21 protein-coding genes are annotated in these 24,816 nt (G+C 58.8%); 3 read left to right on the top strand and 18 right to left on the bottom strand.

Annotated elements, in window-relative coordinates:
- Window positions 1–15 precede the first annotated feature (15 nt).
- The 10 genes from HYZ49_15245 to HYZ49_15290 form a co-directional block, all read right to left on the bottom strand.
- Entirely contained in the window at window positions 16–1,065 is a 1,050-nt protein-coding gene (locus tag HYZ49_15245; GenBank protein MBI3243638.1) for an ABC transporter permease, read from the bottom strand.
- 8 nt (window positions 1,066–1,073) lie between these two features.
- Window positions 1,074–2,417 carry an amidohydrolase family protein gene (locus HYZ49_15250; protein MBI3243639.1) on the bottom strand — a complete coding sequence of 448 codons (1,344 nt, stop codon included), beginning with the start codon at window positions 2,415–2,417 and terminating at the stop codon, window positions 1,074–1,076.
- 19 nt (window positions 2,418–2,436) lie between these two features.
- Entirely contained in the window at window positions 2,437–3,141 is a 705-nt protein-coding gene (locus tag HYZ49_15255; GenBank protein ID MBI3243640.1) for an SDR family oxidoreductase, read from the bottom strand.
- Window positions 3,134–4,045, bottom strand: a complete 912-nt coding sequence (locus tag HYZ49_15260) for a cupin domain-containing protein (GenBank protein ID MBI3243641.1) — start codon at window positions 4,043–4,045, stop codon at window positions 3,134–3,136. The genes HYZ49_15255 and HYZ49_15260 overlap by 8 nt, the downstream gene beginning before the upstream one ends.
- 67 nt (window positions 4,046–4,112) lie before the next feature.
- Window positions 4,113–4,952 (bottom strand): cupin domain-containing protein, encoded by an 840-nt coding sequence (locus HYZ49_15265; GenBank protein ID MBI3243642.1) that lies wholly within the window; start codon window positions 4,950–4,952, stop codon window positions 4,113–4,115.
- Between the two features lie 10 nt (window positions 4,953–4,962).
- Window positions 4,963–6,231, bottom strand: a complete 1,269-nt coding sequence (locus tag HYZ49_15270) for a 2-oxo acid dehydrogenase subunit E2 (protein ID MBI3243643.1) — start codon at window positions 6,229–6,231, stop codon at window positions 4,963–4,965.
- 18 nt (window positions 6,232–6,249) lie between these two features.
- Entirely contained in the window at window positions 6,250–7,671 is a 1,422-nt protein-coding gene (locus HYZ49_15275; GenBank protein ID MBI3243644.1) for an aminopeptidase P family protein, read from the bottom strand.
- Window positions 7,672–7,750: 79 nt separating this feature from the next.
- Window positions 7,751–8,755 carry an alpha-ketoacid dehydrogenase subunit beta gene (locus tag HYZ49_15280; protein ID MBI3243645.1) on the bottom strand — a complete coding sequence of 335 codons (1,005 nt, stop codon included), beginning with the start codon at window positions 8,753–8,755 and terminating at the stop codon, window positions 7,751–7,753.
- Window positions 8,742–9,710, bottom strand: a complete 969-nt coding sequence (locus tag HYZ49_15285) for a thiamine pyrophosphate-dependent dehydrogenase E1 component subunit alpha (protein MBI3243646.1) — start codon at window positions 9,708–9,710, stop codon at window positions 8,742–8,744. Before HYZ49_15285 ends, HYZ49_15280 begins: the two co-directional genes overlap by 14 nt.
- Window positions 9,711–10,598, bottom strand: coding sequence for an NAD(P)-dependent oxidoreductase (locus HYZ49_15290; GenBank protein ID MBI3243647.1), 888 nt, complete (start codon window positions 10,596–10,598; stop codon window positions 9,711–9,713).
- A 225-nt stretch (window positions 10,599–10,823) separates the two neighbouring features.
- Between HYZ49_15290 and HYZ49_15295 the strand changes: the two genes are divergently transcribed.
- A complete protein-coding gene (locus tag HYZ49_15295) occupies window positions 10,824–11,513 on the top strand; it encodes a cupin domain-containing protein (GenBank protein MBI3243648.1) in 690 nt (229 codons plus the stop codon).
- Window positions 11,510–12,376, top strand: a complete 867-nt coding sequence (locus HYZ49_15300; GenBank protein MBI3243649.1) for a winged helix DNA-binding domain-containing protein — start codon at window positions 11,510–11,512, stop codon at window positions 12,374–12,376. The genes HYZ49_15295 and HYZ49_15300 overlap by 4 nt, the downstream gene beginning before the upstream one ends.
- Before the next feature lie 8 nt (window positions 12,377–12,384).
- Here HYZ49_15300 and tatA read toward each other — a convergent pair whose 3' ends face one another.
- The 7 genes from tatA to tnpA all read right to left on the bottom strand — a co-directional run bounded on the left by tatA (window position 12,385) and on the right by tnpA (window position 22,497).
- The gene (tatA, locus tag HYZ49_15305; GenBank protein ID MBI3243650.1) at window positions 12,385–12,552 is read right to left on the bottom strand and encodes a twin-arginine translocase TatA/TatE family subunit; all 168 of its coding nucleotides are present in this window, start codon (window positions 12,550–12,552) and stop codon (window positions 12,385–12,387) included.
- A gap of 78 nt (window positions 12,553–12,630) precedes the next feature.
- Window positions 12,631–13,380: a phosphate ABC transporter ATP-binding protein gene (locus HYZ49_15310; GenBank protein MBI3243651.1), complete on the bottom strand. Its 750-nt coding sequence runs from the start codon at window positions 13,378–13,380 to the stop codon at window positions 12,631–12,633.
- A 3-nt stretch (window positions 13,381–13,383) separates the two neighbouring features.
- Window positions 13,384–14,229 (bottom strand): phosphate ABC transporter permease PstA, encoded by an 846-nt coding sequence (pstA, locus tag HYZ49_15315; GenBank protein ID MBI3243652.1) that lies wholly within the window; start codon window positions 14,227–14,229, stop codon window positions 13,384–13,386.
- 65 nt (window positions 14,230–14,294) lie between these two features.
- A complete protein-coding gene (gene pstC / locus HYZ49_15320; GenBank protein MBI3243653.1) occupies window positions 14,295–15,200 on the bottom strand; it encodes a phosphate ABC transporter permease subunit PstC in 906 nt (301 codons plus the stop codon).
- Window positions 15,201–15,227: 27 nt separating this feature from the next.
- A complete protein-coding gene (gene polA / locus HYZ49_15325) occupies window positions 15,228–18,125 on the bottom strand; it encodes a DNA polymerase I (GenBank protein MBI3243654.1) in 2,898 nt (965 codons plus the stop codon).
- 18 nt (window positions 18,126–18,143) lie between these two features.
- The gene (locus tag HYZ49_15330) at window positions 18,144–20,609 is read right to left on the bottom strand and encodes a DUF4332 domain-containing protein (protein MBI3243655.1); all 2,466 of its coding nucleotides are present in this window, start codon (window positions 20,607–20,609) and stop codon (window positions 18,144–18,146) included.
- Between the two features lie 397 nt (window positions 20,610–21,006).
- Window positions 21,007–22,497 carry an IS200/IS605 family transposase gene (gene tnpA / locus HYZ49_15335; protein ID MBI3243656.1) on the bottom strand — a complete coding sequence of 497 codons (1,491 nt, stop codon included), beginning with the start codon at window positions 22,495–22,497 and terminating at the stop codon, window positions 21,007–21,009.
- Window positions 22,498–22,598: 101 nt separating this feature from the next.
- Between tnpA and HYZ49_15340 the strand changes: the two genes are divergently transcribed.
- Window positions 22,599–23,417 (top strand): hypothetical protein, encoded by an 819-nt coding sequence (locus tag HYZ49_15340; protein ID MBI3243657.1) that lies wholly within the window; start codon window positions 22,599–22,601, stop codon window positions 23,415–23,417.
- Window positions 23,418–23,475: 58 nt separating this feature from the next.
- Here the strand turns inward: HYZ49_15340 and HYZ49_15345 are convergent, their stop codons facing one another.
- Window positions 23,476–24,798 carry a hypothetical protein gene (locus HYZ49_15345; GenBank protein ID MBI3243658.1) on the bottom strand — a complete coding sequence of 441 codons (1,323 nt, stop codon included), beginning with the start codon at window positions 24,796–24,798 and terminating at the stop codon, window positions 23,476–23,478.
- Between the last annotated feature and the right edge of the window lie 18 nt (window positions 24,799–24,816).

The raw sequence follows: 24,816 nt of genomic DNA on the forward strand, positions 1-24,816 counted from the left end.
GACTCCTGTTGGCGGTCACGGAGCCTTCGCACCTCCTTTCTTTGCTTCAGCATCCATCTCCTTGAATCTGGAAATACCCATTAGCGAATTCTCGATCAGCGTGACAATTCGGTCGCCAGAGATGACCATGCCGCCGATAATCGCTATGCCGAAGACCGCAAACTGCAACGCGGTTGGAAGACCCAACACCCGGAGCATCTGATTCAACAATACGAGGAAGAAAGCCGCCGCCCAGGTGGATATTGCATTGGCTAACCCGCCAGTTAGTGAAGCCCCGCCAATGACTACCGCCGCTATCGGACCCAACAAATACGGAAAACCCAGCACAAGGCTGGGACTCCGCAAGAAACCCGCCAGCATGATTCCGCTTATGCCGTACAGCAAGCAGGCGGTCACGTATGCGAGAATGACATAGACGTTGACGCGCAAGCCCAGAATCCATGCCGCGGTGGGGTTGGCTCCCACAGACTGAAACCTGCGGCCCAATTCGGTATAACGAAACATCAAGACCAAAATAAGCGACGCGGCAATTGCAGTCCATTCCAGGTTGCTTAAGCCGAATAAAGGCGCATTCGTGATCCATGCCGAAAAACTTGGCGGCACAGACGCTTCGTTAGGCACGTTTTCGGCATACGCCAGCGTCGCGCCATAGACAATCTGACCCATCGCCAGTGTCACGATGAGCGGATTCAACTTCAGCACGCCGACCAGAACGCCTGAGATAAACCCGATCAAGAGGGAGACCCCAAGCGCCGATGCCAATGCCACAGGCAATCGCTCATCAACACCGCCTGCTACACCCACAGCCATAATTGCGGCCAGCGTCATCACGCCGGGGATGGATAAATCAATTCCGCCTGTCATTACCACGAGCATCTGACCCAGCGCGGCAAGAGCCAGGAATGATGTCAATGGCAGGACCGCAGTGAAAGAGGTGCGCGTGAGCGTCTCTGGCGCAATCCAAAACGCGGTGATCAACAGCAATCCAATCGCAATCCATACCGACAGGTAACGGGACGAAATAACGACGGAGGTCAGAAGCGGAGATTGGGTTTGATTTTTCATCGTGTATCTTATATTTCAGGCAACTTGAAGCCTGATTGAGCAACAACGTAATCGCGTGATTGATAAGCCATTTGGCGAAGGTTATCCAAATCCACGTTCAGCAACTTCCCGTTTCGTTTGAGGGCTTTGCCAGCCACGAAGACCGAGTCCACGTTGCTGGTGTCCATGCCCCAGGTGACAGCGCTGACGGGATCATTGACAGGCAAAATGTTCGGGCTATCCGTGCGGAGCATGATGAGGTCGGCTTGTTTGCCCGGAGTAAGTGTGCCAGTTTTATCGAGTAGTCCGTTCGCGCGCGCGCCTTCAACCGTGGCAAACTCGATCACATCGCGTGACGTTAGAAACGCAGGCAAGCCGCCTTTGCCCTCCAATTTCTTTTCAAAGATCAACGCTTTTTGTAAGGAGTTGACCGAGCGCATTTGCGTGAACATATCATTGGGCACATTGGTTTCCACATCCACGCTCAGGCTGGGGCGCAGGCCGCGATCTAAAAATCGTTGAATGGGCGGCATGCCGTGACCCATCATCATTTCAACGGGCGAAGAGAGTGACACCGTTCCACCTGTATCGGCGATCATTTGGATCTCATCATCGCTCAACGTGGTGCAATGGATATAAGTCGTATCATTCTTGAGCAAGCCTGCCCTGCCCATCTCTGCGAGCTTGCCATGCTTGCCCGAAGTGCCAACACCCACATGCACCGTGATCCGCGCGCCAATTTCACGAGCCAGAGTCCATTGCGCTTTCGCCACCTCGAACGGCGTGAATTCTGGTCCAGGCGGCGCGATGGCAAATGTGAGCAATTGGTCTTTCGAGAAGAAATATTGTTTGGCAATCTCTCGAATCCAGACATCTTGATTCTCATCGGGGTACTTCCACCATGGGTAGCCATAGGCAAACACCGCGCGCATGCCCGATTCTTGCAACGCCTTGATGACCGCCTCGCCATGTTCGCGTGTCGCCTGAATGTGCGACCAATCGAGAATGGTTGTGATGCCCGCATCAATCGCGCCATACAAACCGACGAGATTTCCGATATAGGCATCTTCGGGACGATAGACCGGAGCCAGCGTGTTCAGGATGAACGACAGATAACTCGCCTCGCCTTCCAACGGGACGTCTGTTCCAATGTTCCGAAGAATTCCCTCCCAAACGTGGCGATGCGTGTCCACGAAGCCCGGCATGACGATCATCTCCGAGGCGTCAATCACCTCTACGCCTTCGGCCTTCAAGCTCGGCGACACAGCGGCAATCTTCGTCCCATCAATGAGCACGTCGGCTCGATGGAAGTTGCCGACCTTCTTATCGAGGGTCAGCACAATGCCGTTCTTGAGGAGGGTTTTATCGGTCATGCAGTTCTGGTGTTGCTCATTACTTCATCATGCGCCCGCCGTCCACGCGCAGATTGACGCCGGTGATGCCGCGATTTTCGAGCAGGAAGATAGCGGCATGAGTGACATCTTCGGTGGTGACGAGCCTGCCGAGGGCGGTGCGAGATTTTAAATTTTCCAACACGGCATCCGGTTGCTTCATCCAGGCGGGTGTATCGCCAACTTGACCGGGATGAATCGCATTGACTCGAATCGGCGCAAGTTCCAACGCCAGTGAATTGATCAGCGTGGCAACGCCGCCATTGACGGTAGTGATGGTGGTTGAGCCCGGGTACGGCTGGTTGCGCGCCAGTCCGCCGTAAATGAGAATGGACGCGTCTTCGCGCATCTTCGAGGAGAGCACGTGCACGCATTCGGTATAGCCGACCAGTTTCAACGTGACCAACTTGATCGCTTCATCAATGTTGTACTCGCGGACTTTGTTGTTATCGCGGTGAAGGGCTACCAGCGCAAGATGAAGCACATCGTCCACCTCGGCCAGCGCGGGGGCGATTTGATGCGGCGTTGAGAGGTCAACGCTGATGCCAACACAGTCCCCGCCGATTTCTTTTGCGGTGGCTTGCGCGCGTCCCAAATCGCGGCTGGTGACAACAACGCGGTGTCCCTTGTCCGCGTAGTGTTGAGCCAAATGTTTGCCAAGTTCACAGGTGCCCCCCACAACAACAACTGTGCCAAGTTTATCCATGATGATGCTTCTCCTTTTTCAACGCCTCTTCGAGATACTTCCAGTCGCGGCGGAAGCGATACGAGTGGCGGCGCGGCGGTTGCGGCGCCTGCGTTTCGAGCCAGCGCACAATGCCATCGGTGGCGTTGCGGAACTCATGAACGCAACCAACGCCTGCCCAAGCGCAATCACCAGGCTTGAGGTGATATTTCACGCCATCGAACCAGCCGTAGACTTCGCCTTCCAGAATCAGATACGTTTCCTCGAGCGGATGATCGTGCGCGCCCGCCACGCCCGCCGGTTCATACTGCACCATGAACATCGTAGCGAGTTGCGCGCCGAGGTCGCTATCCACCATCATTTTGACGGTGATGCCGCTGTACACGAGCAAGGCCGTTCGCATACTGGCAGAGACGGCGAGCATATCCTGCGTTTGTTTTCCGGCATTCATGTTGTCAGGCGAGATGTGACCAAATGAACGTGTGCGCGGATCGCGGGCATCCACGGCAATCGGTTCAACCTTCGGGAGGGCGGCTACTGGATAAATGTCCCCATCTCCATCCAAACGGGGTTGAGGGGCGAGCATCTCTGCCCAGCGCACGCGAGTCTTGCCAGCGTTGCGAAAAGAATGCGCCGATGAAACATGGATCGCGCCGTAATCGCCCGGTTCGAGCGCGTATGTCCCGTCGCCGGTTTCGCAAATAAGTTGCCCTTCGAGGAGGTAAATGCTTTCTTCAAAGGCATGAATGTGTGCGCCGATGGTTCCGCCGGGGTCAAGTTCGCAAATACTGAACTCCTGATGGACAGAGCCGTTCTCGCCATTGACAATGCACCAACGGCGATAGCCGTTACTCAACGATTCAAACGCCTTCGGCGCTATGAACTCTTCCTGCGCGGCGGCGCGAACGATATGTCTTGACGGCATGTGGTTCTCCTCAATTCAATTTGTCATTCTGAGTAGCGCCTCGCGCCGCTCAGAATGACAGGGTGTGTTACTGATACTGCGCCCAATCTCTTTCAAATCTAAATACCTCTTTTGAAGGCGGTAATGGCGCTTGGGTTTCGATCCAACGCACCGGCTCGTCGCCAACATTGGCGAAACTATGAACACAACCGACGCCCGTCCAGATCACGTCACCGGGGCCGAGGTCGTAGGTTTGGCCGTCGGCGGCGGCCCGCACACCGCCGCTGACGATGAAATAGGATTCCTCAAAGGTGTGATCGTGCAGGTCAATCTTCGCGCCGGGCTGGTATTGAATGAGAAACAGTGATTGATGAATCGCGCCGAAGGATCGATCCACGAACATCTTGATGGCCACGCCGGTGACGGGATTGAAGCCTTCCATTTGTGACGGCCCGCCGGGGCGCGGCAGTTGCGCTTCGTCAAAATAGCCCAGCAGGGCAGTGGCCGGATCGGGGGGCGTTGCCTGGATGGGCGCTTCACCGCCGACGAAAAACGTATCGCGCCCGTAGTCAGAGGAACGCGGCTGAGGCGCTTGCATCTCCAGCCAGCGCGCGGACCTGCGGCCAGCGTTGCGCCAGGCGTGTTTAACGCCGGTGCTGATCAAGCCAAAATGGCCGGGGCCGAGCAAGTAGGCTTGCTCGCCGATTTGGGCGATGACGTTTCCCTCTAAAATATAGAAACTCTCTTCAAAGGAGTGCAGGTGCGGCTGAATCACGCCGTTGGTGTCCAGAAAGCAGATGCCTGTGCCCATGTGCACCGAGCCGACAGAGTGATCTACATACGTCGCCCGCTTGAAACCGGTGCTTTGTTTGGCGTAGAGCGCCGGGGTTTGAAACATGCTTTCGTCGAGTTTGGATACGTAGTGCATAAGCGCCTTCTTAGTCCAGCAACTTCATCGGCTCTTCAACAAGTTCGGCCAGCGTTTGCAAAAACTGCGCCCCGCGCGCGCCGTCCACGGCGCGATGGTCGCACGACAGGCTCAAGGTCAGCATCGGTTGCACCGCCGGTTGGCCGTTCAGCGGCACGACCCGGTCGGCGATGCGGCTCACGGCCAGGATGGCGGCCTGCGGCGGGTTGATGATGGCGTTGAAAGCATCCACGCCATACATGCCCAGGTTGCTGATAGTGAACGTGCCGCCGCTCAGGTCGTCGAGTGAAAGTTTGCCTGCCTGTGCTTTGGTCACTGCTTCTTTGCGCCGCGCCGCCAGTTGACTCAGTCCCAATTGATCGGCATGATGAATGACTGGCACAATCAGGCCGTCATCCACGGCGACGGCCAACCCGATGTTGACTTCGGGATTCAGGGTCAGGCCGCCGTCTTTCCAGGAGGCGTTGACTCGCGGGTGACGGCGAAGCGCGGCGGCGGTCAGCTTGACGAGCAAATCGGTGTAAGTGATCTTTTCTGTGGCTCGCGATTGAGCCGAGTCGCGCCACGACATGAGTTGAGCGGCGTTGACTTCGCGCAACAAGTAGAAGTGCGGGATCGTCGTCCAGGCTTGTGTGAGGCGCTCGACCATCACCCGCCACGTCCGGCTGACAGTGAGCGTTTCGGCCTCGGTAGAGACGTTCCGTCGGAACGTCTCTACATCATTTGCCAGCACCGCGCCCTCCGGCCCACTGCCGGAAATGTCTGCCAAATCCAAACCGCGCTCCTGAGCGAGGCGGCGCGCTTTGGGTGAGGCCAGTACGCGGCCATTCGGTTTAAGACCTGTCAGGTTTTCGCGAAGCGTACCTGACAGGTCTTGGCGTGCGGCCAGGTAAGCCAGCACATCTTCTTTTCGCACGCGGCCACCCTGCGGTTTGATTTGAGTCAGGTCAAGGTTGTGCTCAGCGGCCATGCGGGCGGCGACGGGCGAGGCAGTGAGGGAGTGGGCGATAGAATCGGTTTTGGGCGCAGTGGCGGTTTCCCCTGGATTTAAAATGACGGCAATCGCCTGCCCGACCGGAATCACATCGCCCGGTCTGGCCGTCACCTGCGCCAGAATGCCCGAGGCGGCGGCCTCCACTTCAACCGAGGCTTTGTCGGTTTCCACTTCCATCAAGGGTTCCCCTTTGGTGACTGTCTCACCAGGGGCTTTGAACCATTTCAGGAGCGTGCCGGTTTCCTGGGCCATGCCAAGCGCGGGCATGATGACATCTTTAGCCACGACAGAGTCCTTAATGCTCTAGCGGGTCCGGGATTTTCTCGGCTTCGCGGCAACTTTGGCTTTGTGATTGTTGCCCCGGCCAGCCGAGCGTGGCGGGCGAACGGGGTCATCGGGCAGTCCGGCTCCGCCATAATCTACGCCGGTATAGTCAATGTTCTTGTGCGACTGAGTTTCACGGATGTTAGAGAGCGGGCCAGTGGCGACCTGATACTTGATCCCGGCCACCATCAACTCCTCCGCCGGGAAGCGGGTGATGACTTCACAACCGTCTTTGGTCACCACCAACTGTTCTTCAATGCGCGCCGCCGACCAGCCGTCGGTGGCCGGCCAATACGTTTCCAGGGCGAAGACCATGCCTTCCTGGATAATTTCGGGGCTGTCGAAGGAGACGAGGCGGCTGAAGACCGGCTTCTCCCAAATCGCGAGACCGACGCCGTGGCCGTATTGCAGGGCAAAGGCCATTTCTTCGTTTGGCAGGCCGAACTCTTGAGCCTTGGGCCACAGCTTCACCACGTCGGCGGTGGTGATGCCGGGCTTGATGGCGTTAATGGCAACGTCGAGATAATAGCGGCAACGCTTGTAGGCATCCACTTGCGCCTGCGAAGCACTGCCAACCGACAACGTGCGGTAGTAGCAAGTGCGATAGCCGTTGAAACTGTGGAGGATGTCGTAGAAAGCGAGGTCGCCGGGGCGCAGGACGCGGTCGCTGAAAATGTGCGGGTGCGGGTTACAGCGTTCGCCGGAAATGGCGTTGACGCCCTCGACGTGTTCTGAACCCATGCTGTACAGCACGTTGTTGACTAACCCGACGCACTGGTTCTCGCGCACCCCCGGCTTCATGAACCGATAGAGTTCTTCATAAGCGGCATCCACCATCATGCAAGCCATGGTGAGCAGGGTAATCTCATCTTGCGTCTTAATCACGCGCGCTTCCTGCATCAGTTGTTGGCCGTCCACCACGGTCAGGCCTTCTTTTTGCAGGGCGAAGAGAACCGGCGGCTCCACCACATCCACGCCCAGCGGCTCTTTGTGCAAACCGCGCTCTTCGAGTTCGATGCGAATCTTGCGGGCCACGTCTTCGGCCCGGTGAGCGCCGGGCGGCATCGCGCCGCGCAGGGTCGAGATACCGGCTCGTGAGCGGCCCTCGCCGAGCCAGGAGCAATACATCTGATGATGTTTGGCCGCCACGCCGAAGTCCCAGTTGATCGGCTCGTCGTCCTGCGGCAGAAGGCAGAAGCGGCCCAGCTTGTCAATCGCCCAGGTGCCAATGGTGGTGTTGGTGATATAGCGGATGTTGTTCATGTCGAAGCACAACAGCGCGCCAATCTCCGATTTCTTGAGCAGGGCCTTGATGCGCGCCAGCCGCTCGCGGCGCAGACGATCAAAATGGACTCGCTCTTCCCAATCCACCGCCATCGTGCCGAATGTTTTGAGTGGCATGCTGACCTCCTGTTTAGTCAAGTGGTCGAATAGTCAAATGGTCGAATGACCACAAGACCACTCGACTACACGACCAGATTTAGTTCTTTCCGCACAACACTTTGGCCATCTCAAATACCTGCTTGGCGTTAGGAATGGTCAAATCTTCCAGCGCGGGCGAGAAGGGAATGGGGACGTTCATTGCGCCGAGGCGCTTGACCGGGGCGTCAAGGTAATAGAACGCGCCGTCGGCGATGACTGAGGCCAGTTCGGCGGTGACGCCGTATTGCTCGTAACCCTCGTCAATCACAATCGCCCGGCTCGTCTTTTTAGCTGACTCGATCAGAGTTTGTTTGTCGAGCGGCACCATCGTGCGCGGGTCAACGACCTCGGCGCTCACGCCGATCTCGTCCAACAGTTGGGCCGCCTCCAGCGCGACGTAGACCATGCTACTCGTCGCCACCAGGGTAATATCCGTGCCTTCACGTTTGATGTCGGCCACGCCGAGCGGGATGGTGTATTCCTCGGCAGGCACGGGGCCTTTGACGGTCTTGTACATCATCTTGTCTTCCAGGATGATGACCGGACTGTCGTCGCGAATGGCAGTCTTCATCAAACCTTTGGCGTCGTAGGGCGTGGCCGGGACAGCGACCTTGAGGCCGGGAATGTGGCTGTACCAGGCGTGGAGCGATTGCGAGTGTTGGGCCGCCGAGCGGCGGCCCGCGCCCATCGTCGTCCGCAGAACCATTGGCACTTTGAGCTTGCCGCCAGACATGTAGTGAATCTTGGCCGCCTGATTCATGATCTGATCCATGATCAGGCCGCTAAAGTCGCCGAACATGATGTCCACCACCGGGCGCAGGCCGGTCATGGCCGCGCCGACGGCCAACCCGGTGAAACCCGGCTCGGAGATGGGCGTGTCGAGGATGCGTTCCGGCCCGAATTCTTCTACAAGACCATTCAGCACTTTGAACGTTGTGCCGGCTTCGGCAATGTCCTCGCCCAGCATGAAGACGCGCGGGTCGCGGCGCAGTTCTTCGGCCAGCGCCTCTTTAATCGCCTCGCCGAAGGTCAGTTCACGGCCATTGGCGCTAGGCGAAGACATGCTGGCTCACTTCTTCGGGCGCTGGGAAGGGCGCGTTGAGAGCGTAATTAACGGCGACGGACACTTCGTCGGCCACGCTTCTTTCGATTTGCTCAAAGATGCCGGCGTCGGCCATGCCGTTGGCCGTCAACCAATCCTTGAGAGATTGCAGGGGATCGCGATTCGTTTTCCATTCCTGTTCCTCATCTTTGGAGCGGTAGTAAGCGCGGCTGATGTCGCCGACATGATGGCCGTGATAGCGATAGGTGTGGCAGAGCAGAAAGGCGGGGCCGTCGCCCCGGCGGGCGCGAGCGATCAATTGTTGAGCCGCCTCGTGTACCTCACCTACGTTCTGTCCATTCACCTCCACCGCCAGAATCCCGAACGCTTCGGCGCGGGCTTTCATGCTACCGGCTGTCGACTCGGAATGGTGGGTGTATTCGTTGTAGAGGTTGTTTTCGCAAACGTAGACGACGGGCAGTTTCCACAACTGGGCCATGTTCATGGATTCGTACAGCACACCTTGTCCCAGCGCGCCTTCACCAAAAAAGCAGATGGCTACCCGGCCATTGCCCAGCCGTTTGCTGGAGAAGGCGGCCCCGGTGGCAATGGCCGCGCTCCCGCCGACGATGGCGTTCGCGCCGAGGTTGCCGGTGTCCTGATCGGCGATGTGCATGGAGCCGCCCTTGCCCCGGCAGTAGCCGGCCGCTTTGCCCAGTAATTCGCAAAACATTTTGTCCAGCACCGCGCCTTTGGCCAGGCAGTGGCCGTGGCCGCGATGGGTGCTGGTGATGTAATCGTCCCGGCGCAACGCTTCGCAGACGCCGACCGCAACAGCTTCTTCGCCAATGTACAAGTGGGCCAGGCCGGGCATCTTGGCGCTGGTGTAAAGTTCGTTGACCTGCTCCTCAAAGGCGCGAATCTTCGCCATCTGCTCGTACATGTGGAGCCATTGCTCGCGATCAACGTCGGCCATTCAATCTCCTTCGCCTGCCAGGCGGGCCAGCACTTTGAACAGGGCCGCAAAGTCTTCATCGCCGTAACCCAAAGCGCGGGCGGCGGAGAGCATTTCGTTGGCCTGGGCGACAGAGTACAGCGGCACGCCCAACTCACGGCCTAACTCGAGCGCGAGTTGCAAATCCTTCTGCATCATCGCTACACTAAACCAGACTTCGTCGGGCATCTTGAAGATGAAAGGGGCACGGTACTTCATGGCCGGCGAGGCGGCCACACTGTTGAGAAGAGCGTCGAGAGCGGCCTGGCGAGGGATACCACTGCGTTCGGCCAGCAGTAAACTCTCAAACAACGAAAGCAATTGCGTCGCCAGGTTCAGGTTGATGGCGATCTTCATCGAGACGCCCTGACCGTTGGCGCCTACGTGAACGATCTTCTGGCCGAGGATTTCAAAAATGGGGCGGACTTTTTCCAACGTCTCCGCCTCGCCGCCGACAAAGAAAATCAGTGTCCCGCCTTCGGCGGCGGGGATGCTGCCGGACACCGGCGCTTCCAACATCTGCGCGCCGGTAGCGGCAACCCGGCCCGCTAAATTGCGGATGAGGCGCGGGCTGACCGTGCTCATGTCCACGTAAATTTTGCCGGAGGCGGCGGAGAGTCCTGCCAGCACCCCGTCCGGGCCGTCGGCAATAGACGACAAAGCCGTCGTATCACTGACCATGCTGAAAGTGATGTCGGCGGCTGTGGCGACCTGGCGTGGGGTGTCGGCCCACTGCATCCCAGCCTGAATCAAGCTCTCGGCTCTGGCGCGGGTGCGGTTGTGGCCCGTCACGGAGTGTCCGGCGTTGAGCAGGCGTTTGACGATCCGACTGCCCATCAATCCCAAGCCAATGAAACCGAGATGCGTCATAGTTGGACTATTTGCCTGTTAGACTGTATTTTCCGGGGAGTCTTTGTTTACACCTGTATTGAACAATATACAATAAGACAAGGACTTTTGTCAATCAATACTGAACATTTCTCATGAATTTTAATTACGGTGAACAGAAAGCATTTGCAAAGTTCAATTATGTTGTCATATAATGCTGAGTATCAGAAAATGCGTTTTTAGCGTTGAACAGCAAAAGGGTCAATTATGCCTGATACTTCCATTCAGCACCCGTTTGAGATTGGCGAGAAACTTCGCGCGGCCCGCAAGCAACGAAAGATCAGCCTCCGCGATTTGGCGGCCAGGGCCGAAGTTAGCGCCAGCATGCTCAGTCAAATCGAGAATGGCAAAGCAATTCCGTCGGTGCGTTCGATCTACAGTATTGCCGCCGCTCTGGTCGTGCCGGTTGATTACTTCTTCCCAGAAAAGAGCAACGGCGCAGTTGAGCCGCCTTCGGAAACCAACCCGGGTGAGATGACGGCCAGCGAATTGCGGGAAGCCATCGTCACCCGTCCGGCGGGCGAGGTTACTCCAGGTTTTACCGCCACTCCGCAACCTATGGCGGTTGTGCACGCGAACGCGCGCCCGACAATTCAACTGAACGGCGGCGTCAGTTGGGCCCGCCTGACGGCGAACGCCGAGGAAGGCGTAGAATTCCTGGAAATCGCCTACGCGCCGGGAGCCACGTCCGGGGTCAATATGTCATATCACGAAGGACGTGAGTTTGGCTTGATTCTGGAAGGGGAACTGCTTGTGGAGTTAGGATTCGAGCGCTTCACCCTGGGTGAGGGCGACAGCCTTATTTTTGATTCGACAACGCCCCATCGCCTCACCAACGCCGGCGCTAAACCTATGCGGGCCACATGGATCGTGTTTGAGCGGCGACGGAATCGATGAAAAAACCTGCGCCGCCGGACAAAAAAAGCATCCTCTCCGCCCGCGCCGCCCGCTATCGAAGGCAAATGAATTTGCGGGTGACGACCCAACCAGAAGCCGTCGCGTTTGTGAACGACGTCGGCTTCTGTTTTTTATTTCCAATTCAGGGCGTGGAAATGCCGTCGTTGTGGGACGCCATCGCCGGGCGCGTGGTGAAAACGTCCAGCAAACACAGTGGCTATGAGATTGAACGAACGTGGGGCTGGAAGGATGATGCGCTGAATAAGAAATGGTGGTATTACGGCAAGGTCGTTCGCAAAAGAGCGACGCTGGTGAGCCTGGACTTCCTGCCGAACTTTTACGCTTTGAGCGAAAACTATGGCGACCCTGAGCACGATTACATTGAAGAGTACGAAGCCGGGCGACTCTCGGCCGAGGCCAAAGCGGTTTACGAGGCTCTGCTCAAGAACGGGGCGCTCGATGCAGTGCGGCTTCAGCGCGAGGCGCGTTTGAGCAGCAACGAGAACAAGTCTCGCTTCGACAAGGCATTGACGGAACTACAAGCTGGGTTAAAGGTTTTGCCGGTCGGCGTGGCCGAGGCCGGCGCGTGGCGCTACGCCTTCATTTATGAAATACTGCCGCGCTGGTTGCCGGACGTTCCAACCAGAGCAGGCAAGATTACGCGAAGCCAGGCGCGGCAGGCTATCCTCGATCAATATTTACGAAATGTGATCGCAACGACCGAACGCGACGCCGCCCGCGCCTTTGGCTGGACGCTGGCCGAAACCCGCCAGACCGCCGAGGCGCTGGCTGGCGAGGGCAAAATGAGGTTGAATGTGAAAGTGAGTGGGGTGGGAGAGAGGTTGATGGTGACAGGAAGTTGAAATACTGATCACTTCTTCTTTTCCTCTTCCGCCTTAGTCCCCTCCTCGTCCTTCAGCCCGGCGCGAAAGTTGCTTATCGCTTTGCCGAGGTCGCCGCCAATTCTGCTGATGCGGCCAACGCCGAAGATAACGATCACAATCACGAGAATGATGAGTAGTTCAGGTGCGCCAAGCATGTGAAATTCTCCAACGGCAGACAACCGACGGCAGACGACATTTCCCGTCGTCGGTCGTCCTTCGTCCATCGTCAATCTTTATCCAAACCGCCCCGTCACGTAATCCTCAGTCCGCTTGTCTTTGGGAGCGACGAACAAGTCGTGACCGGGGGCGTATTCCACCAACTGGCCTTGCAAGAAGAAGGCGGCAGTGTCGGCGATGCGGGCCGCCTGTTGAACCGAGTGCGGGACGATGACGACAGTATAGTCCTTTTTGATCTCTTGCAGTGAGGCTTCCACTTTGGCGGTCGAGATCGGGTCGAGGCCTGAGGTTGGCTCGTCGAGCAGAACCACTTCCGGCTCCAGGGCTAGAACACGGGCCAGGCACAGGCGCTGTTGTTGCCCGCCAGAAATAGCAGTGGCGGGTGAGTCGAGGCGGTCGCTCACTTCGTCCCACAACGCCGCCGCGCGCAGGGCCTTCTCTACCGCAAATTCCATTTTGCCACGCGGATATCCGGCCAATTCCAAACCATAAGTGACGTTCTGGCGAATGCTCATGGGCAAAGAGACGGGTTGGGCAAAGACCATGCCCACCCGCCGCCGCAAGGCGGTGACATCAGCGGCGGTGATGTCCTCGCCGTCGAGATAAATCTTGCCCGTCGTCCGCACGCCGTCCACCAGATCGTTCAAGCGGTTGAGGGCGCGGAGCAGAGTGCTCTTGCCGCCGCCTGCCGGGCCGAACAGCACCGTGACCTTGTTGGCCGGAATCTCCAGCGAGATGTCGCGCAGAGACTCGGTGCCGTCGTCGTATTGAACCGAGAGATGTTCGATGACAATTTTAGGAGTCATGACTCACCACTGCCTGCGGGCGCGGGCGCGCGAACGAATGACGGTAGCGACGACGTTCATCGAAAGCACGAAGACCAGCAACACGAGGGCGGTTCCATATTGAATCTGGATCGGCATGCCCGGCACCTGAGTCGAGATCACAAACAGGTGATAAGGCAAAGCCATTGTTGCATCAAAAATTGAATCGGGGAGGCGAGGGAGGAAGAAGGCGGCGGCGGTGAACAAAATGGGGGCGGTCTCCCCGGCGGCGCGTTCCAATCCCAGAATCACGCCGGTCAAAATTCCCGGCAGAGCTTGCGGCAGAACCACGCGCCAGATCGTCTGCCACTTGGTGCCGCCCAGGCTCCGGCTCACCACCCGAAAGCTTTGTGGCACGGCGCGCAGGGCTTCTTCGGCGGTGGAGATGATGACGGGTAGAGTCATGATCGAAAGCGTGAGGCAACCGGCGACGAGCGAGGTGCCGAACTTGAGGAAGAGCACGAACAGGCCGAGGCCAAACAAGCCATAGACGACCGACGGGATTCCGGCCAGATTGATGATGGCGATTCGGATTGAGCGCGTGAGGCGGTTGTCTTTGGCATACTCGGACAGATAAATGGCCGCCGCCACGCCGAGTGGAACCGCGATCAATCCTGTCCCGAACGTGAGATAGAGCGTGCCGACGATGGCCGGCCAGATGCCACCGGCCCGCATCCCGTCGTGCGGCATCTCGCTGAGGAAACCCAACGAGATGGCGGGCAGGCCAAGATAGGCGATGTAGCCGACGACGAGGACGATGGGCGTCACCGTCGCAATCGCGGCCAGGGTGATGAGGGCGAAGACGAGGCGCTGAGTAAGTTGGCGGGTCATAAAAAGAGAATTGGAGATTAGAGAATTGGAGGTTGGAGAAATTCTCCAATTCTCCAATCCTCAAATTACGAGAGTAGCCTCTCCGCTCTCTTCCGTTGTTGGAACACCACCGCACTCGCGGCCAGGTTGACGGCGAAGGAGATGAGGAAGAGGACGATGCCGATGGTGAACAGGATGTGATAGTGAACACTGCCGTTGGCGACTTCGCCCATTTCGGCGGCGATGGTGGCCGTCATAGTGCGAACGGGCAGGAAGAGCGAGTTGAGGGCCGTCGGCATCCGGGCGGCGTTGCCGGTCACCATCATCACCGTCATCGTCTCGCCAATGGCCCGACCGATGCCGAGCATGACCGCCGTGAGCACACCCGACCGTGCCGCCGGGACAGTGACTCGCCAGATCGTCTGCCACCTGGTTGCGCCCAGAGCCAGCGCCGCATCGCGATAACTTTTCGGCACGGCGTCGAGCGCATCTTCGGCCACCGAGACCAGAGTCGGAATCGCCATGCCCGCCAACAACAGTGAGCCGGTGAAGGCAGTGAGGCCGGTGGGCGTGTTCAGCGTAAGGCGGACGATGGGGGCCAGCACCAGCATTCCCAAAAAGCCAAGCACCACCGAGGGCAGGCCGCCCAGCACTTCGACCAGCGGCTTGAGAATCTCACGCGCCCAGCGCGGCGCGATCTCGGCGATGAAGATGGCGGTAGCCAGCCCGAACGGCACGGCGATGAGGGCCGCGCCGAGGGTGACGATGAGCGAGCCGCCGATGAGGGGCAAGAGGCCGAACAGCGACTCGATGGGATACCAGCGGACGGCAAGCAAATCGCCAAGCGGCACTTCGGCAAAGGCGGGCGCGCCCTCGCGCAGAAGGAAGAACAGAATGAGGGCGACGAACAGAATGGCCGAATACCCTGCGGCGCGGATGAGGGATTCGATGATGAGCTCGGGGAGGTTGCGATTTTGGTTTGTCGGTTGCATTTTCCTAATAGATGGCGGCCAGTTTGCTTATGATACAGCCTTCATCTCCTCCCAATTCTTCCCGGCGCGCACATCCACGGCCAGCGGCGCGTCGAGCTTGAACGCGCCTTCCATGATCTTGCGCGCCAGCGCCGCCACTTGCTCTACCTCGTCCGTGTCGCACTCAAACACCAACTCGTCGTGAACCTGCAACAGCATCCGCGCGCTCGGAATCTTTTTGGGCAGTTCCTTTGCCAGTCGAAGCATGGCAATCTTGATGATGTCGGAAGCCGTGCCCTGAACCGGCGAGTTGACGGCCTCGCGCTCGGCGCGGGCGCGGAAGACGTGATCTTCGCGGGTGGTTCCGGGGCGAGTCAGGATTGGGAAGTAGCGGCGGCGGCCCAGCAGGGTTTCCACGTAGCCCTCGGTCGCCGCCTTGCGTTTCGTTTCTTCGATGTAGCGCTTCACGCCCGGCAGTTCGGCAAAATACTTTTGCATGAACTCCTCGGCCTCGCCCAGCGTCAGGCCGGTGTTGCGGGCCAGGGTGAACGCGCCCATGCCGTAAAGCAAACCGAAGTTGATGGCTTTGGCGTTGCGCCGCTCTTCCTTCGACACTTTATTGAGCGGCACGCCGAACACCGCCGAGGCCGTGGCCGCGTGAATATCGTCGCCGCGTTTGAAAGCGTCAATCCAGAATTTCTCTTTGGCAAAGTGAGCGGCGATACGCAATTCCACTTGCGAGTAGTCAGCGGCCACCAGGCGGCGGCCACGCGGGGCAATGAAGGCCTTGCGCACCTCGCGGCCCAGTTCAGTGCGGATGGGGATGTTTTGCAGATTGGGGTTGGACGAAGCGAGGCGGCCCGTCACCGAGCCGGCCTGGTTGAACGAAGTATGAATCCGGCCCGTCTCCGGGTTGATCGTCAGCGGCAGGGCGTCCACGTACGTCCCTTTGAGCTTGGCGATCTCACGGTGCTCTAGAATCTGATCGAGCACCGGATTCTGGCCGCGCATTTCCTCGAGCACGTCGGCGGCGGTGGAGTATTTGCCCGACGATGTCTTGCGCGACTTGTCGGGCGGCTCCAGCTTGAGATCCTCAAACAGGGCTTTGGCCAGTTGTTGGGTGGAGTTGATGTTGAACTCGTAGCCGACGGCTTTGTAGATTTTCTTTTCCAGCGTCGCCAGTTTCTTTTCTAGTTCCTTCGACATCCCGCCCAGAAAATCAGCGTCAATCATGATCCCGGCCATTTCCATCTCGGCCAGCACGGTGATACAGGGCAGTTCGATCTCTTCCAGCAGTTTGAGTTGCCCCTTCTCCTCAAGTTCCTTTTTCAGAATCGGCATCAGCCGCAGAGTCATGTCCACGTCGGCCACGGCGTAAGGGGCGGCGGCGTCCAGAGGAACCTGGTCAAACGTGATCTGTTTCTTGCCGGTGCCGATCAATTCTTTGATCTCCGTCATCTCCACGCCGAGCCGGATGAAAGCCAGATTCTTCAGGCCCAGATTGCGCGAGCCGGGGTCGCACACCCACTCGGCCAGCATGGTGTCGAAGCTGATGGGCGAAACGGTGAGGCCGTGACGCTTGAGAATGGTGTAATCGTAGCCAATGTTGTGGCCGATTTTGGGAATCCTGGGGTTGGTGAGAGAAGGGGTGAGAGCTTCAATGACAGTTTGAAGTTGGAGATTAGACGCTTCGCGTGGAGAATTGGGATTTTGGCTGTTGGGATTTGGAAGTTGGTGCCCCACCGGAATGTAATAGCCTTCACCCTCTTTGATGCAGAGCGAGATGCCGACCAGGGTTGCGGCGTTGGCGTCCACGCCGGTGGTTTCGGTGTCAACGGCGATGATGGGAGCTTTGGCAAGTTGAGCCGCCAGGTCGTTTAGAGATTGAAGATCAGAGATTAGGATGGGGCGGGTGACGGTTGAAATGGGCGGACGGGGAGGGACGGGGAGGCCGCCACTCACGGCCAGGGCCGGTTCCCCGAAGAGTCCCATTTGCGAATTGGCGGCCTCACGCGAAGCGCGCGCGGAGTCTTTGTCGGCAGGCAAGGCTTCGGTTTCCGGCAACTTGGCCAGCAAGCTGCGAAATTCAAGCACGCGGAAGAGGTCGAGGACGCGCTGGCGATCAAAGTTGAGGGGCGGCTTGAGATGTGGCGACTCGCAGGCCTCGAGGTTGAAGGTCAGGGCCACGTCGGTGACGATGGTGGCCAGCTTTTGCGAGAGGTAGGCGTTCTCTTTTCCCGTTTCAAGTTTGCTTTTGAAGCGGGCCGGAATCTTGTCGAGGTGTTTATAAATGGCGTCGAGCGAGCCGTATTCCTGCAATAAGCTGGTGGCCGTCTTTTCGCCCACGCCGGCCACGCCGGGGATGTTGTCGGACGTGTCGCCGACCAGCGCCTTGTAGTCAATGTATTGCTTGGGCGTGACGCCGTATTTCTCTTTCACCTCGTCCGGCCCGTAGACCACCGCCTCCGACAGCTTCTGCCCGGCCAGGCTGATGCGAACGCGCTTATCGGCCAGTTGCAGCAGGTCGCGGTCGCCGGTGGCGATGATGACCTGCACGCCCTGAGCGGCGGCTTGTTTGGCAATCGTGCCCAGCACGTCGTCGGCTTCGTAGCCTTCGGCCTCGAGGATGGGAATGTTGAAGGCGGCCACCACTTCACGCATCCGGTCAATCTGGGTTCGCAGGTCGTCGGGCATCTTGGCCCGCGTGCCTTTGTAGTCCGGGTAGAGCGTGTCGCGAAAGGTTGCGCCCACGTCGAAGCTGACGGCCAGATAGTCGGGCTGATCCTGTTCGATGATGCGGAAAAGGATGGCGGTGAAGCCGTAGGTTCCGGCGGTCGGTTCGCCGGCCCTGGTGACCCAGCGCGAGGTGTCGGTGCCGGCGGCGGTGAGGGCAAAATAGGCGCGGTAGGCCAGAGCGTGGCCGTCAATGAGGTAGAGGGTTTTCATGATGGGTCTCGCGGGCGGTCAGGCCGCCCGTAGCTTGTTGAGATGTTGAGCGACGGATATAACGTAACCGCCGATGACCGACAGGAAAGCCAGGGCGGCGAGCACGGCGAGCGCCACCAGGACGGGAATCAGTTCCAGACTATACCGGAGCGCGAGGATTTGAACAATCGGCGCCAGCGTCATCAAAAGCGCGCGCAGGGTTCCCTGCTGTGTTTCAACGAAGCCGGCAAACAACTGCGGGACGGCCTCCGCCAATGCTTGCCGGAAAGCGGGGAGGCTCAGGTTGGCAAGCCAGGTTGAAATGGCGACAACGGCAAAATAAATGGCGAAAAACAGTGTTCCCCAGAGCGCCGTCAACCACAGGACATAGCTGGAGTGACTCAAACCAAAGGGCGGAAGGATCAACTTGTCGGGGTTCCACTGCTTGGGCCGCAACACGCCCAGCACTCGCAGGGCCAGCGGAATCTGCACCTGATCCTGATTGCTCCAATACTCGCCGTGGTGTTGAGTCGTAGCGGGGGTTTTGATGTTGGTGGGACTGGCCTCGCCGCGCTTGACGGCCTTGCGTAACTCTTCAACCTTGACGGTTTTCGAGGCCTGCTTTGGCTTCAGCTTGTAGGCTTCTTTGACCAGGTTGTACTCATCCAGCCCGTAGAACTCCGTGATCGGGTCAATCAGGTTCCAGAAATTCATCCACTTGAAACCTTTGGGGAATTGCGGGTAAGGTAGCACCGGGAAGCGTTGAATGTAAACCGGATCGAGGATGGGATTGATCTGGTTGTAATAGCTCAGGACACTGCCGATGGTGGCGTAGGTTTTGAGCTTCTCCCGATAAGCGCCCGGCAAATGGTGGAACAACATCTCGAAGGTGATGGGCGTTCCCTGTGAATGGGCAAAGACATGAATGTGTGATACTTCAGGCCGGTCGTGGAAGAATTTATAATCGGCTTCAACAACACTGCGCACCCGGTGCGCCTGGGCCGGGTCGGTGGCGTAAGTCGCCACGTCGCCCATCACCCCGCTCAACAACGTGCTTGCGGCGCTCTCGATGGCGTCGCCGAGGCCGCCCAGGACGCGCGTCCATTTCAAGAGGCGGGCGACCGTGAGCGCCAGGAAACTGATGGGCAGGCTCAACACGATAATGTAACGATAAACAAGAATGTCCAGCCGGGGCCGCTGGTTCGTGGTCAGCTTGTGAATCTTTGCCTTCCCCGTTCCATCGTCCACCTGATAATAATCTTCAATGGCTGAGTCGCTGTTGTTAAACTCCCGGCACGGCCAGGCCAACGCTCTGGCCCGCAACAGCGCCAGTTGGAGTGTGGCCAGGAACAGCAGGCTCAGAATGTAACTGCCCGGATTCCAGACGAAGACAGCCGTCAGCACCAGCATCACCCAACTCCACATGCCAGGCAACGACCCGATCCGTTTGTCTTTGGGATACTCCCGCATCCGGCGCATGGTTTCGATGGCCGGCAGGACGGCCAGGAAGATGATGGCAATGGTTCCGGCCATCAGCCAACGTTTGAACACGTCCAGGCCGTCTTGCGCTGAAAACAAGCTTGTTGCCCATCTCATCAACCGGGTGCCGAACAAGGCCATCGAGATGTGCCAGAAGACCAGCCAGTACATCAAAAAGAACGAGATGTAGAACTGGTGGAATTCGCGAGGCGGGTGCTGTGAATCGACCTTGAACAGATTGTGGATACTGCTGCCGAAGGCATAAGTCGCCATGCGCCACTCTTTGACCAGCGCCTTGAGCGGGCTGTCGGGGACAATGGCGGCCTCCCAGTTCGGCTCCTTGATCCAGATGCGGCGCTCGCCACTGCTAACTTCGGTAACCTGATTGTTCGGCTCTTTGTCGTAAACAGAGGAGCGATAATCTGAGGGGAAGATGTCCCGGCGCTTTGAAAGGGCGGCCTTTGGATCTACCGCCTTGATGGCCGGCCAAAAGCCGTTGACGAAGACATCCAACGTCTCATCCGGCTTTTGCAGGCCGGCGCCTTTGACAACAAGAATGACTGACACGTCGGTGACGGTCAGCATGTCTAATTGCCGGGCCGCCGCCGCGAAATTTCTTAGCTGTGACTCTGTCAGGCGACCGTTCAAATCTCTTTCCAGCTTCTTGAGCCGTTGAACATGCTCGGCGCAGGCCGCCAGGTCGCGCACTCCCTTCACGCCGGCCTTCGCCAGAAGTTTGGCAGTTCCGGCGCTGATATTCTCAACACGCATCAGGTCAGATCGGATCACCCAATCGGTCAGCTTTTGATAACCGCAACCGGCGGCTTTGGCTAATGTCTGGCGCTGTTCAGGCGTGGCCAGGGCTTTTATGAATGTCTCCCTCAACCGGGGATTGATGGGGGCCGGAAGTTCAGCTTCCTCCACCGGGGCGACTTTATCAATCATGCCTTGCGGCACGGCGATGGCCTGCAATGCGGCAATGAATGTTTCTTGATTGATCATCTCAGCAGGCCAGGGGTTGATCATTTCATGCCTCCTTGCTCGAACGAAGACGAAAGGCGACGGACGGAATTTAGAGATGTTTCAGGTAAAGCTCCGGGTTGTTCAAAAGACTTTATTGGATGCGAGGAATGTTGAAGGGGAAAAGGTTGGCGGACTCGGAACGCCTGTCACCAGACAGGAAATTGGAACGCAGATTCCCGCAGACGCGAAGCGCGCAGATATTTTTGAAAAAAATCAGCGACGATCAGCGTTTTATCAGCGTTTATCAGCGTTCTAATAGAAGCCCGTGAGTAGTTACTCTCAAAGTACATGCCGTGTCATCTTATCAGAGGCAGGTACAGAACACAAGCGACGCCACATATAATGTTCATGCAAGGGTTGATGCTCCTGTCCAATTATCACCGCAACGTTCTTCCCCTCATCACTTCCCGCTTTGCTCTTTGCGCTGATAATCAATAAACCGCTTGATCTCTTCCGCCGAAAGTTTGCGGCCCGGCACCACCACGTAATAACCGCCAGCCCACAAACTGCCGGGGCGGCGGGCGTGCTCCTCGGCCAGGCGCGGGAACTCGGCCAGCACCTTCTCGGACGTGCGCTCGATGATGGTTTTGATCACGCCCTCGGGTGACTCGGACGGCGCGCAATCCAGGCTGACTTCGACGTGAGTTGCTTCAACTGAGAGTGAGGCCACCCGCCAGTCGTGGGCGGCGGCCTGGCGCTTGATCGTGTCTTCAAGCTGTTCTTTAAGCTCGTCCGTAAGCTGAATGCTTGGCAGTTTGGGAATGAAGAGGAAGGTGTAAGAGAGGGCGAACAGTCCGTGCGGCGTGCGGCGCACATCCGGGAATGGAACAGGTTGCAGGGCAAAGGCGTCAACGGTGGGCGACGAGGTAAAACGAGAGGCGACGCTTCGGGTGGAGTCGGGGGTGGGCTGAGGCGGCGGGGGCAGGGTCGAGGCGGCGGTCGCCCATTCCGGAACCGGGCTGATGGCCGGAGGCCGCGCGCGTCGGGCCGGTTCAATCTGTTCTGTTTCCACGACCGGCGTCGCCTCCTCAGAGCCGGGCGATTTAAACAACGCCTCGGTGGCGCGCTTGGCCTGTTTGCGGATCATGCTCAGCGGCGTCTCGGCCTGAAAGGCCATCGAAAGCACCACCTCGGCGGCGGCCATGGTCGAGTAGACAAGATAATCGGCCCCGCTGGAGAGGCGGATGAAGCGCGCCTGGGCCGCCTGCCCGGGGCTGGCGTCTTTAGCCCAGTAGTCGGCCACAATACGCGAGAGTTCCTCGGCCCGTTCCTGATCGAACTGCCCGGCGTAGGCAATGAGTTGCCGGCCGCGCATGAGCAGGGCGGCGGCGGCAGATGATTCGAGGGTGAGGCTGGTGAGATACTGGGCGGCCCGACTCACATCGTCCAGCCAGGCGGGCGCGGGCGGGGGCGGGCTGGCCCGGCGGGTGATGGGCGTGGGCGCGATGTTGGGCGCCGCCGGGGCCGCCGACTCTTGTCCCCCACCCATCGGCGGCAGGGGGCCGGTCTTGGGGCGCGGCCTGGGCGTTATGCCGTTCACGGGTTGCCGCAGGGCATCTTCAATTAATCCCTGAAGTTCAGGAATATAAAAGGGGCGAGTGAGGAGACCCTGCAAGTCCAGCCCGGCGGCGTCTACACCGGGCGCCTGGATGACCATGATGGGCAGGGACGACTGCCGGGCGCGAAGCACGGCCACAATATCCCGAAGCGAGAAGTCCTCCAGCATGGCCTCCATCACCGCCAGATCATAATCGCCCTTGCTGAAGGCGTTGACCGCGTCTGCGCCGGAGCCGACGACCGTCACCTTGAACCGGGTGGTCTCTTCGAGCACTTGCTGGATCATGGTGGCGAACGCCGTGTTGGGATCGGCGATCAGAACGTTGATGGTCATAAGGCCGATTTTACTATTGATATGAGGTTTTGGAAAACTGCCCGCTACTATATAATTGGCGCACCAACCACCACTGATTTGACCATGAAAGGGATAATACGATGAGCTATAAACTGAAAAGAATTCTCGTGCCAGTCGTATCGTTTGTGACGTTATTGGCCCTGGCCTGCACCTGCGGCGGGCTGGGTGGAACCACACCCACCCAGGAACCGCCGCCCACCGACGAGCCGCTTCCAACGGATGCGCCGCCACCCACCAAGCCGCCTATCGTCGCTCCCACCGAAATCCCGGCCCTGCCCACCGACACGCCCGTGCCTGAACCGGAAGCTTTCACTGGCGGCTTCGACGATTTCACCGAAGATACCGGCGCCTGGACAACCATCCCCGACCGGGCCGGGATCGCCAACGGCGTCTTCTATCTTGGGCCGTTCGACGAATGCTCCGACATTGACGACAGCACACCTTTTGGTTGCTTCACTCTTTGCATTGCCTGCGGCTACGTCAGCGAGTACGATATGAAAGTGGACGTGGCCTACGTGGACGGTGTGAGTAGCCGCCTCTTCGGTTTGATTTTGCGCTTTATTGACAACGACGGCGACGGTTTTGCCCACGAGGGCGACTACCTGCTCTACTTTGGCTTAAGCGTCTACGACCAGTTCTTCCGAATCTGGGAGCGCAACACGGACGGCAAATGGTATCTGGTGGCCGAGTCCTTCGAGGGGAGTATTCGCGGCGGCTCCAAGATCAACACCCTGCGGGCCGTGTCTTACGACAGCGGCTCGGCCATGGATTTGTACATCAACGACACCAAGGTGAACACCGTCACCGACATCCCCTACGACTCCGGGGCCGTCGGCTTTGTGTTGGATGGCCGGGCGGTGACGATTGGCTTCGACGATTTTGAGATTTCGGTGCCGTAGCTTCCGCACATCAGACTTCCGAAGTCTCGCCGGTGTTTGGCGCTTCGGAAGTCTAAGTTCACCGCCTGAAATCTTCGGTGATGCTGTTGGTGGTGTCCTGCACCCGCATCTCGTTGGCTTTGATGAAGGTGAGGACCAGAGCGTGGGGGAAGCCTGAGGTGACAAGCGGGTTGGCATAGGCAAACGTCTGTGTGCCCCAGTCACAATCAATGGGCGTGCACTTGCCAAACGGATGCAGGGTCAACTGGCCGCCGGCGCTGGTGATGATGATCCGGGTGATATTGGTGGTGGCGGCGTTGGCGTTTGCCCACGTGCCAACCCAGTCGGCGGCGACCGGGCCGATGTGAAAGTCGTAAGTGAAGGTGCCGTTGTAAAGGGCGCGCAGGATTCCGGGCGACGGGATGGTGAGCACCAGGGTGACGCCGGGCGCGGTGGAGAAGTTGACAATGGTGATTGAATTGTTGAGAATGGTTCCAGAGCCGGTTCCCCAAACGCAATCGGTCGGGGTACACCGCCCCCAGCCGCTCACCATGATCTGATTCGACGAGGTGGCGCTGATCACCAACTGGGTGACGCCGCTGGTGGCCGGGTCGTTGTTGTACCAGTTTCCGGCGAAGTCGCTGGCGGCGGCCCCGAGCGGCGTGGTGGTGAAGGTCGCGGTAGCCGTCGCAGTAACGGTTGCGGTAGCGGTTGCGGTAGCCGTCGCTGTGCTGGTGGCAGTCGCCGTGTTGGTTGCTGTGGGAGTGGGCGTGCCAGGCACGACGATGATGACGGTGATGGGCTGACCGTTGGTGCCGAACACATTTCCGGCGGCGTCGGCCAGCCGCCACTTGCCGGTGTAGGTTCCGGTGGCGGCAGGCGATTTGAGATTGACTGAGAGGTCCATCGTGCCGCCGGGGACGACCGAGACAGTGAAGGCGACTGTGTTCGGCCCGTCGAGTTGCGAGCCGCCGACGTAGCGCAATGTGTAGGCCGTGTTCCAGGTGCAGGTTCCGGTGTTTTGCAAGCGCCAGGTCTTGGTGAACGTGGTGGGCGTGTTGAAGATCGTGCCGTCGGGAATGGTTACGTCGGTGACGAACTTGGCGTTGTCGGCGCAGGTGGTGGGGCTGGGAATCGGCGTGGGCGTGGCGGTGGGAATGAGGACGGCTGAGGTGGCGGTGACGATTCCGGGCAGGGTGGAGGTGACAATGCCGGGCACGGTGACGTTGGCAAGGGGTGTGCCGGAGGCTTTGGCCTGGGCCGTGCCGAAGGCCTGAGTGAGGGCGGCGGAAAATGTGGCGGTGAGATCGCCCGCCTGGCCGGTTGCGCCGGGCGCGCTACAGGCCAGGGTTGTCATGATGAGGGCAACAAAAGAAATAAGGAGCGTTTGCCTGCGATTCATATTGAAGCCTCCACGCGA

The sequence above is a fragment of the Chloroflexota bacterium genome, from assembly GCA_016197225.1.
GTDB lineage: Bacteria > Chloroflexota > Anaerolineae > Anaerolineales > VGOW01 > VGOW01.

Bases quoted from the DNA above. Each gene is read 5' to 3' on its own strand.
- HYZ49_15250 (MBI3243639.1), bottom strand. From the start codon at position 2,417: ATGACCGATAAAACCCTCCTCAAGAACGGCATTGTGCTGACCCTCGAT.
- tatA (MBI3243650.1), bottom strand. From the start codon at position 12,552: ATGCTTGGCGCACCTGAACTACTCATCATTCTCGTGATTGTGATCGTT.
- HYZ49_15340 (MBI3243657.1), top strand. From the start codon at position 22,599: ATGAGCTATAAACTGAAAAGAATTCTCGTGCCAGTCGTATCGTTTGTG.
- HYZ49_15300 (MBI3243649.1), top strand. From the start codon at position 11,510: ATGAAAAAACCTGCGCCGCCGGACAAAAAAAGCATCCTCTCCGCCCGC.
- HYZ49_15285 (MBI3243646.1), bottom strand. From the start codon at position 9,710: ATGGCCGACGTTGATCGCGAGCAATGGCTCCACATGTACGAGCAGATG.
- HYZ49_15310 (MBI3243651.1), bottom strand. From the start codon at position 13,380: ATGACTCCTAAAATTGTCATCGAACATCTCTCGGTTCAATACGACGAC.
- HYZ49_15265 (MBI3243642.1), bottom strand. From the start codon at position 4,952: ATGCACTACGTATCCAAACTCGACGAAAGCATGTTTCAAACCCCGGCG.
- HYZ49_15275 (MBI3243644.1), bottom strand. From the start codon at position 7,671: ATGCCACTCAAAACATTCGGCACGATGGCGGTGGATTGGGAAGAGCGA.
- tnpA (MBI3243656.1), bottom strand. From the start codon at position 22,497: ATGACCATCAACGTTCTGATCGCCGATCCCAACACGGCGTTCGCCACC.
- HYZ49_15345 (MBI3243658.1), bottom strand. From the start codon at position 24,798: ATGAATCGCAGGCAAACGCTCCTTATTTCTTTTGTTGCCCTCATCATG.
- HYZ49_15255 (MBI3243640.1), bottom strand. From the start codon at position 3,141: ATGGATAAACTTGGCACAGTTGTTGTTGTGGGGGGCACCTGTGAACTT.
- pstA (MBI3243652.1), bottom strand. From the start codon at position 14,229: ATGACCCGCCAACTTACTCAGCGCCTCGTCTTCGCCCTCATCACCCTG.
- HYZ49_15260 (MBI3243641.1), bottom strand. From the start codon at position 4,045: ATGCCGTCAAGACATATCGTTCGCGCCGCCGCGCAGGAAGAGTTCATA.
- HYZ49_15280 (MBI3243645.1), bottom strand. From the start codon at position 8,755: ATGTCTTCGCCTAGCGCCAATGGCCGTGAACTGACCTTCGGCGAGGCG.
- HYZ49_15295 (MBI3243648.1), top strand. From the start codon at position 10,824: ATGCCTGATACTTCCATTCAGCACCCGTTTGAGATTGGCGAGAAACTT.
- polA (MBI3243654.1), bottom strand. From the start codon at position 18,125: ATGAAAACCCTCTACCTCATTGACGGCCACGCTCTGGCCTACCGCGCC.
- pstC (MBI3243653.1), bottom strand. From the start codon at position 15,200: ATGCAACCGACAAACCAAAATCGCAACCTCCCCGAGCTCATCATCGAA.
- HYZ49_15245 (MBI3243638.1), bottom strand. From the start codon at position 1,065: ATGAAAAATCAAACCCAATCTCCGCTTCTGACCTCCGTCGTTATTTCG.
- HYZ49_15290 (MBI3243647.1), bottom strand. From the start codon at position 10,598: ATGACGCATCTCGGTTTCATTGGCTTGGGATTGATGGGCAGTCGGATC.
- HYZ49_15330 (MBI3243655.1), bottom strand. From the start codon at position 20,609: ATGATCAACCCCTGGCCTGCTGAGATGATCAATCAAGAAACATTCATT.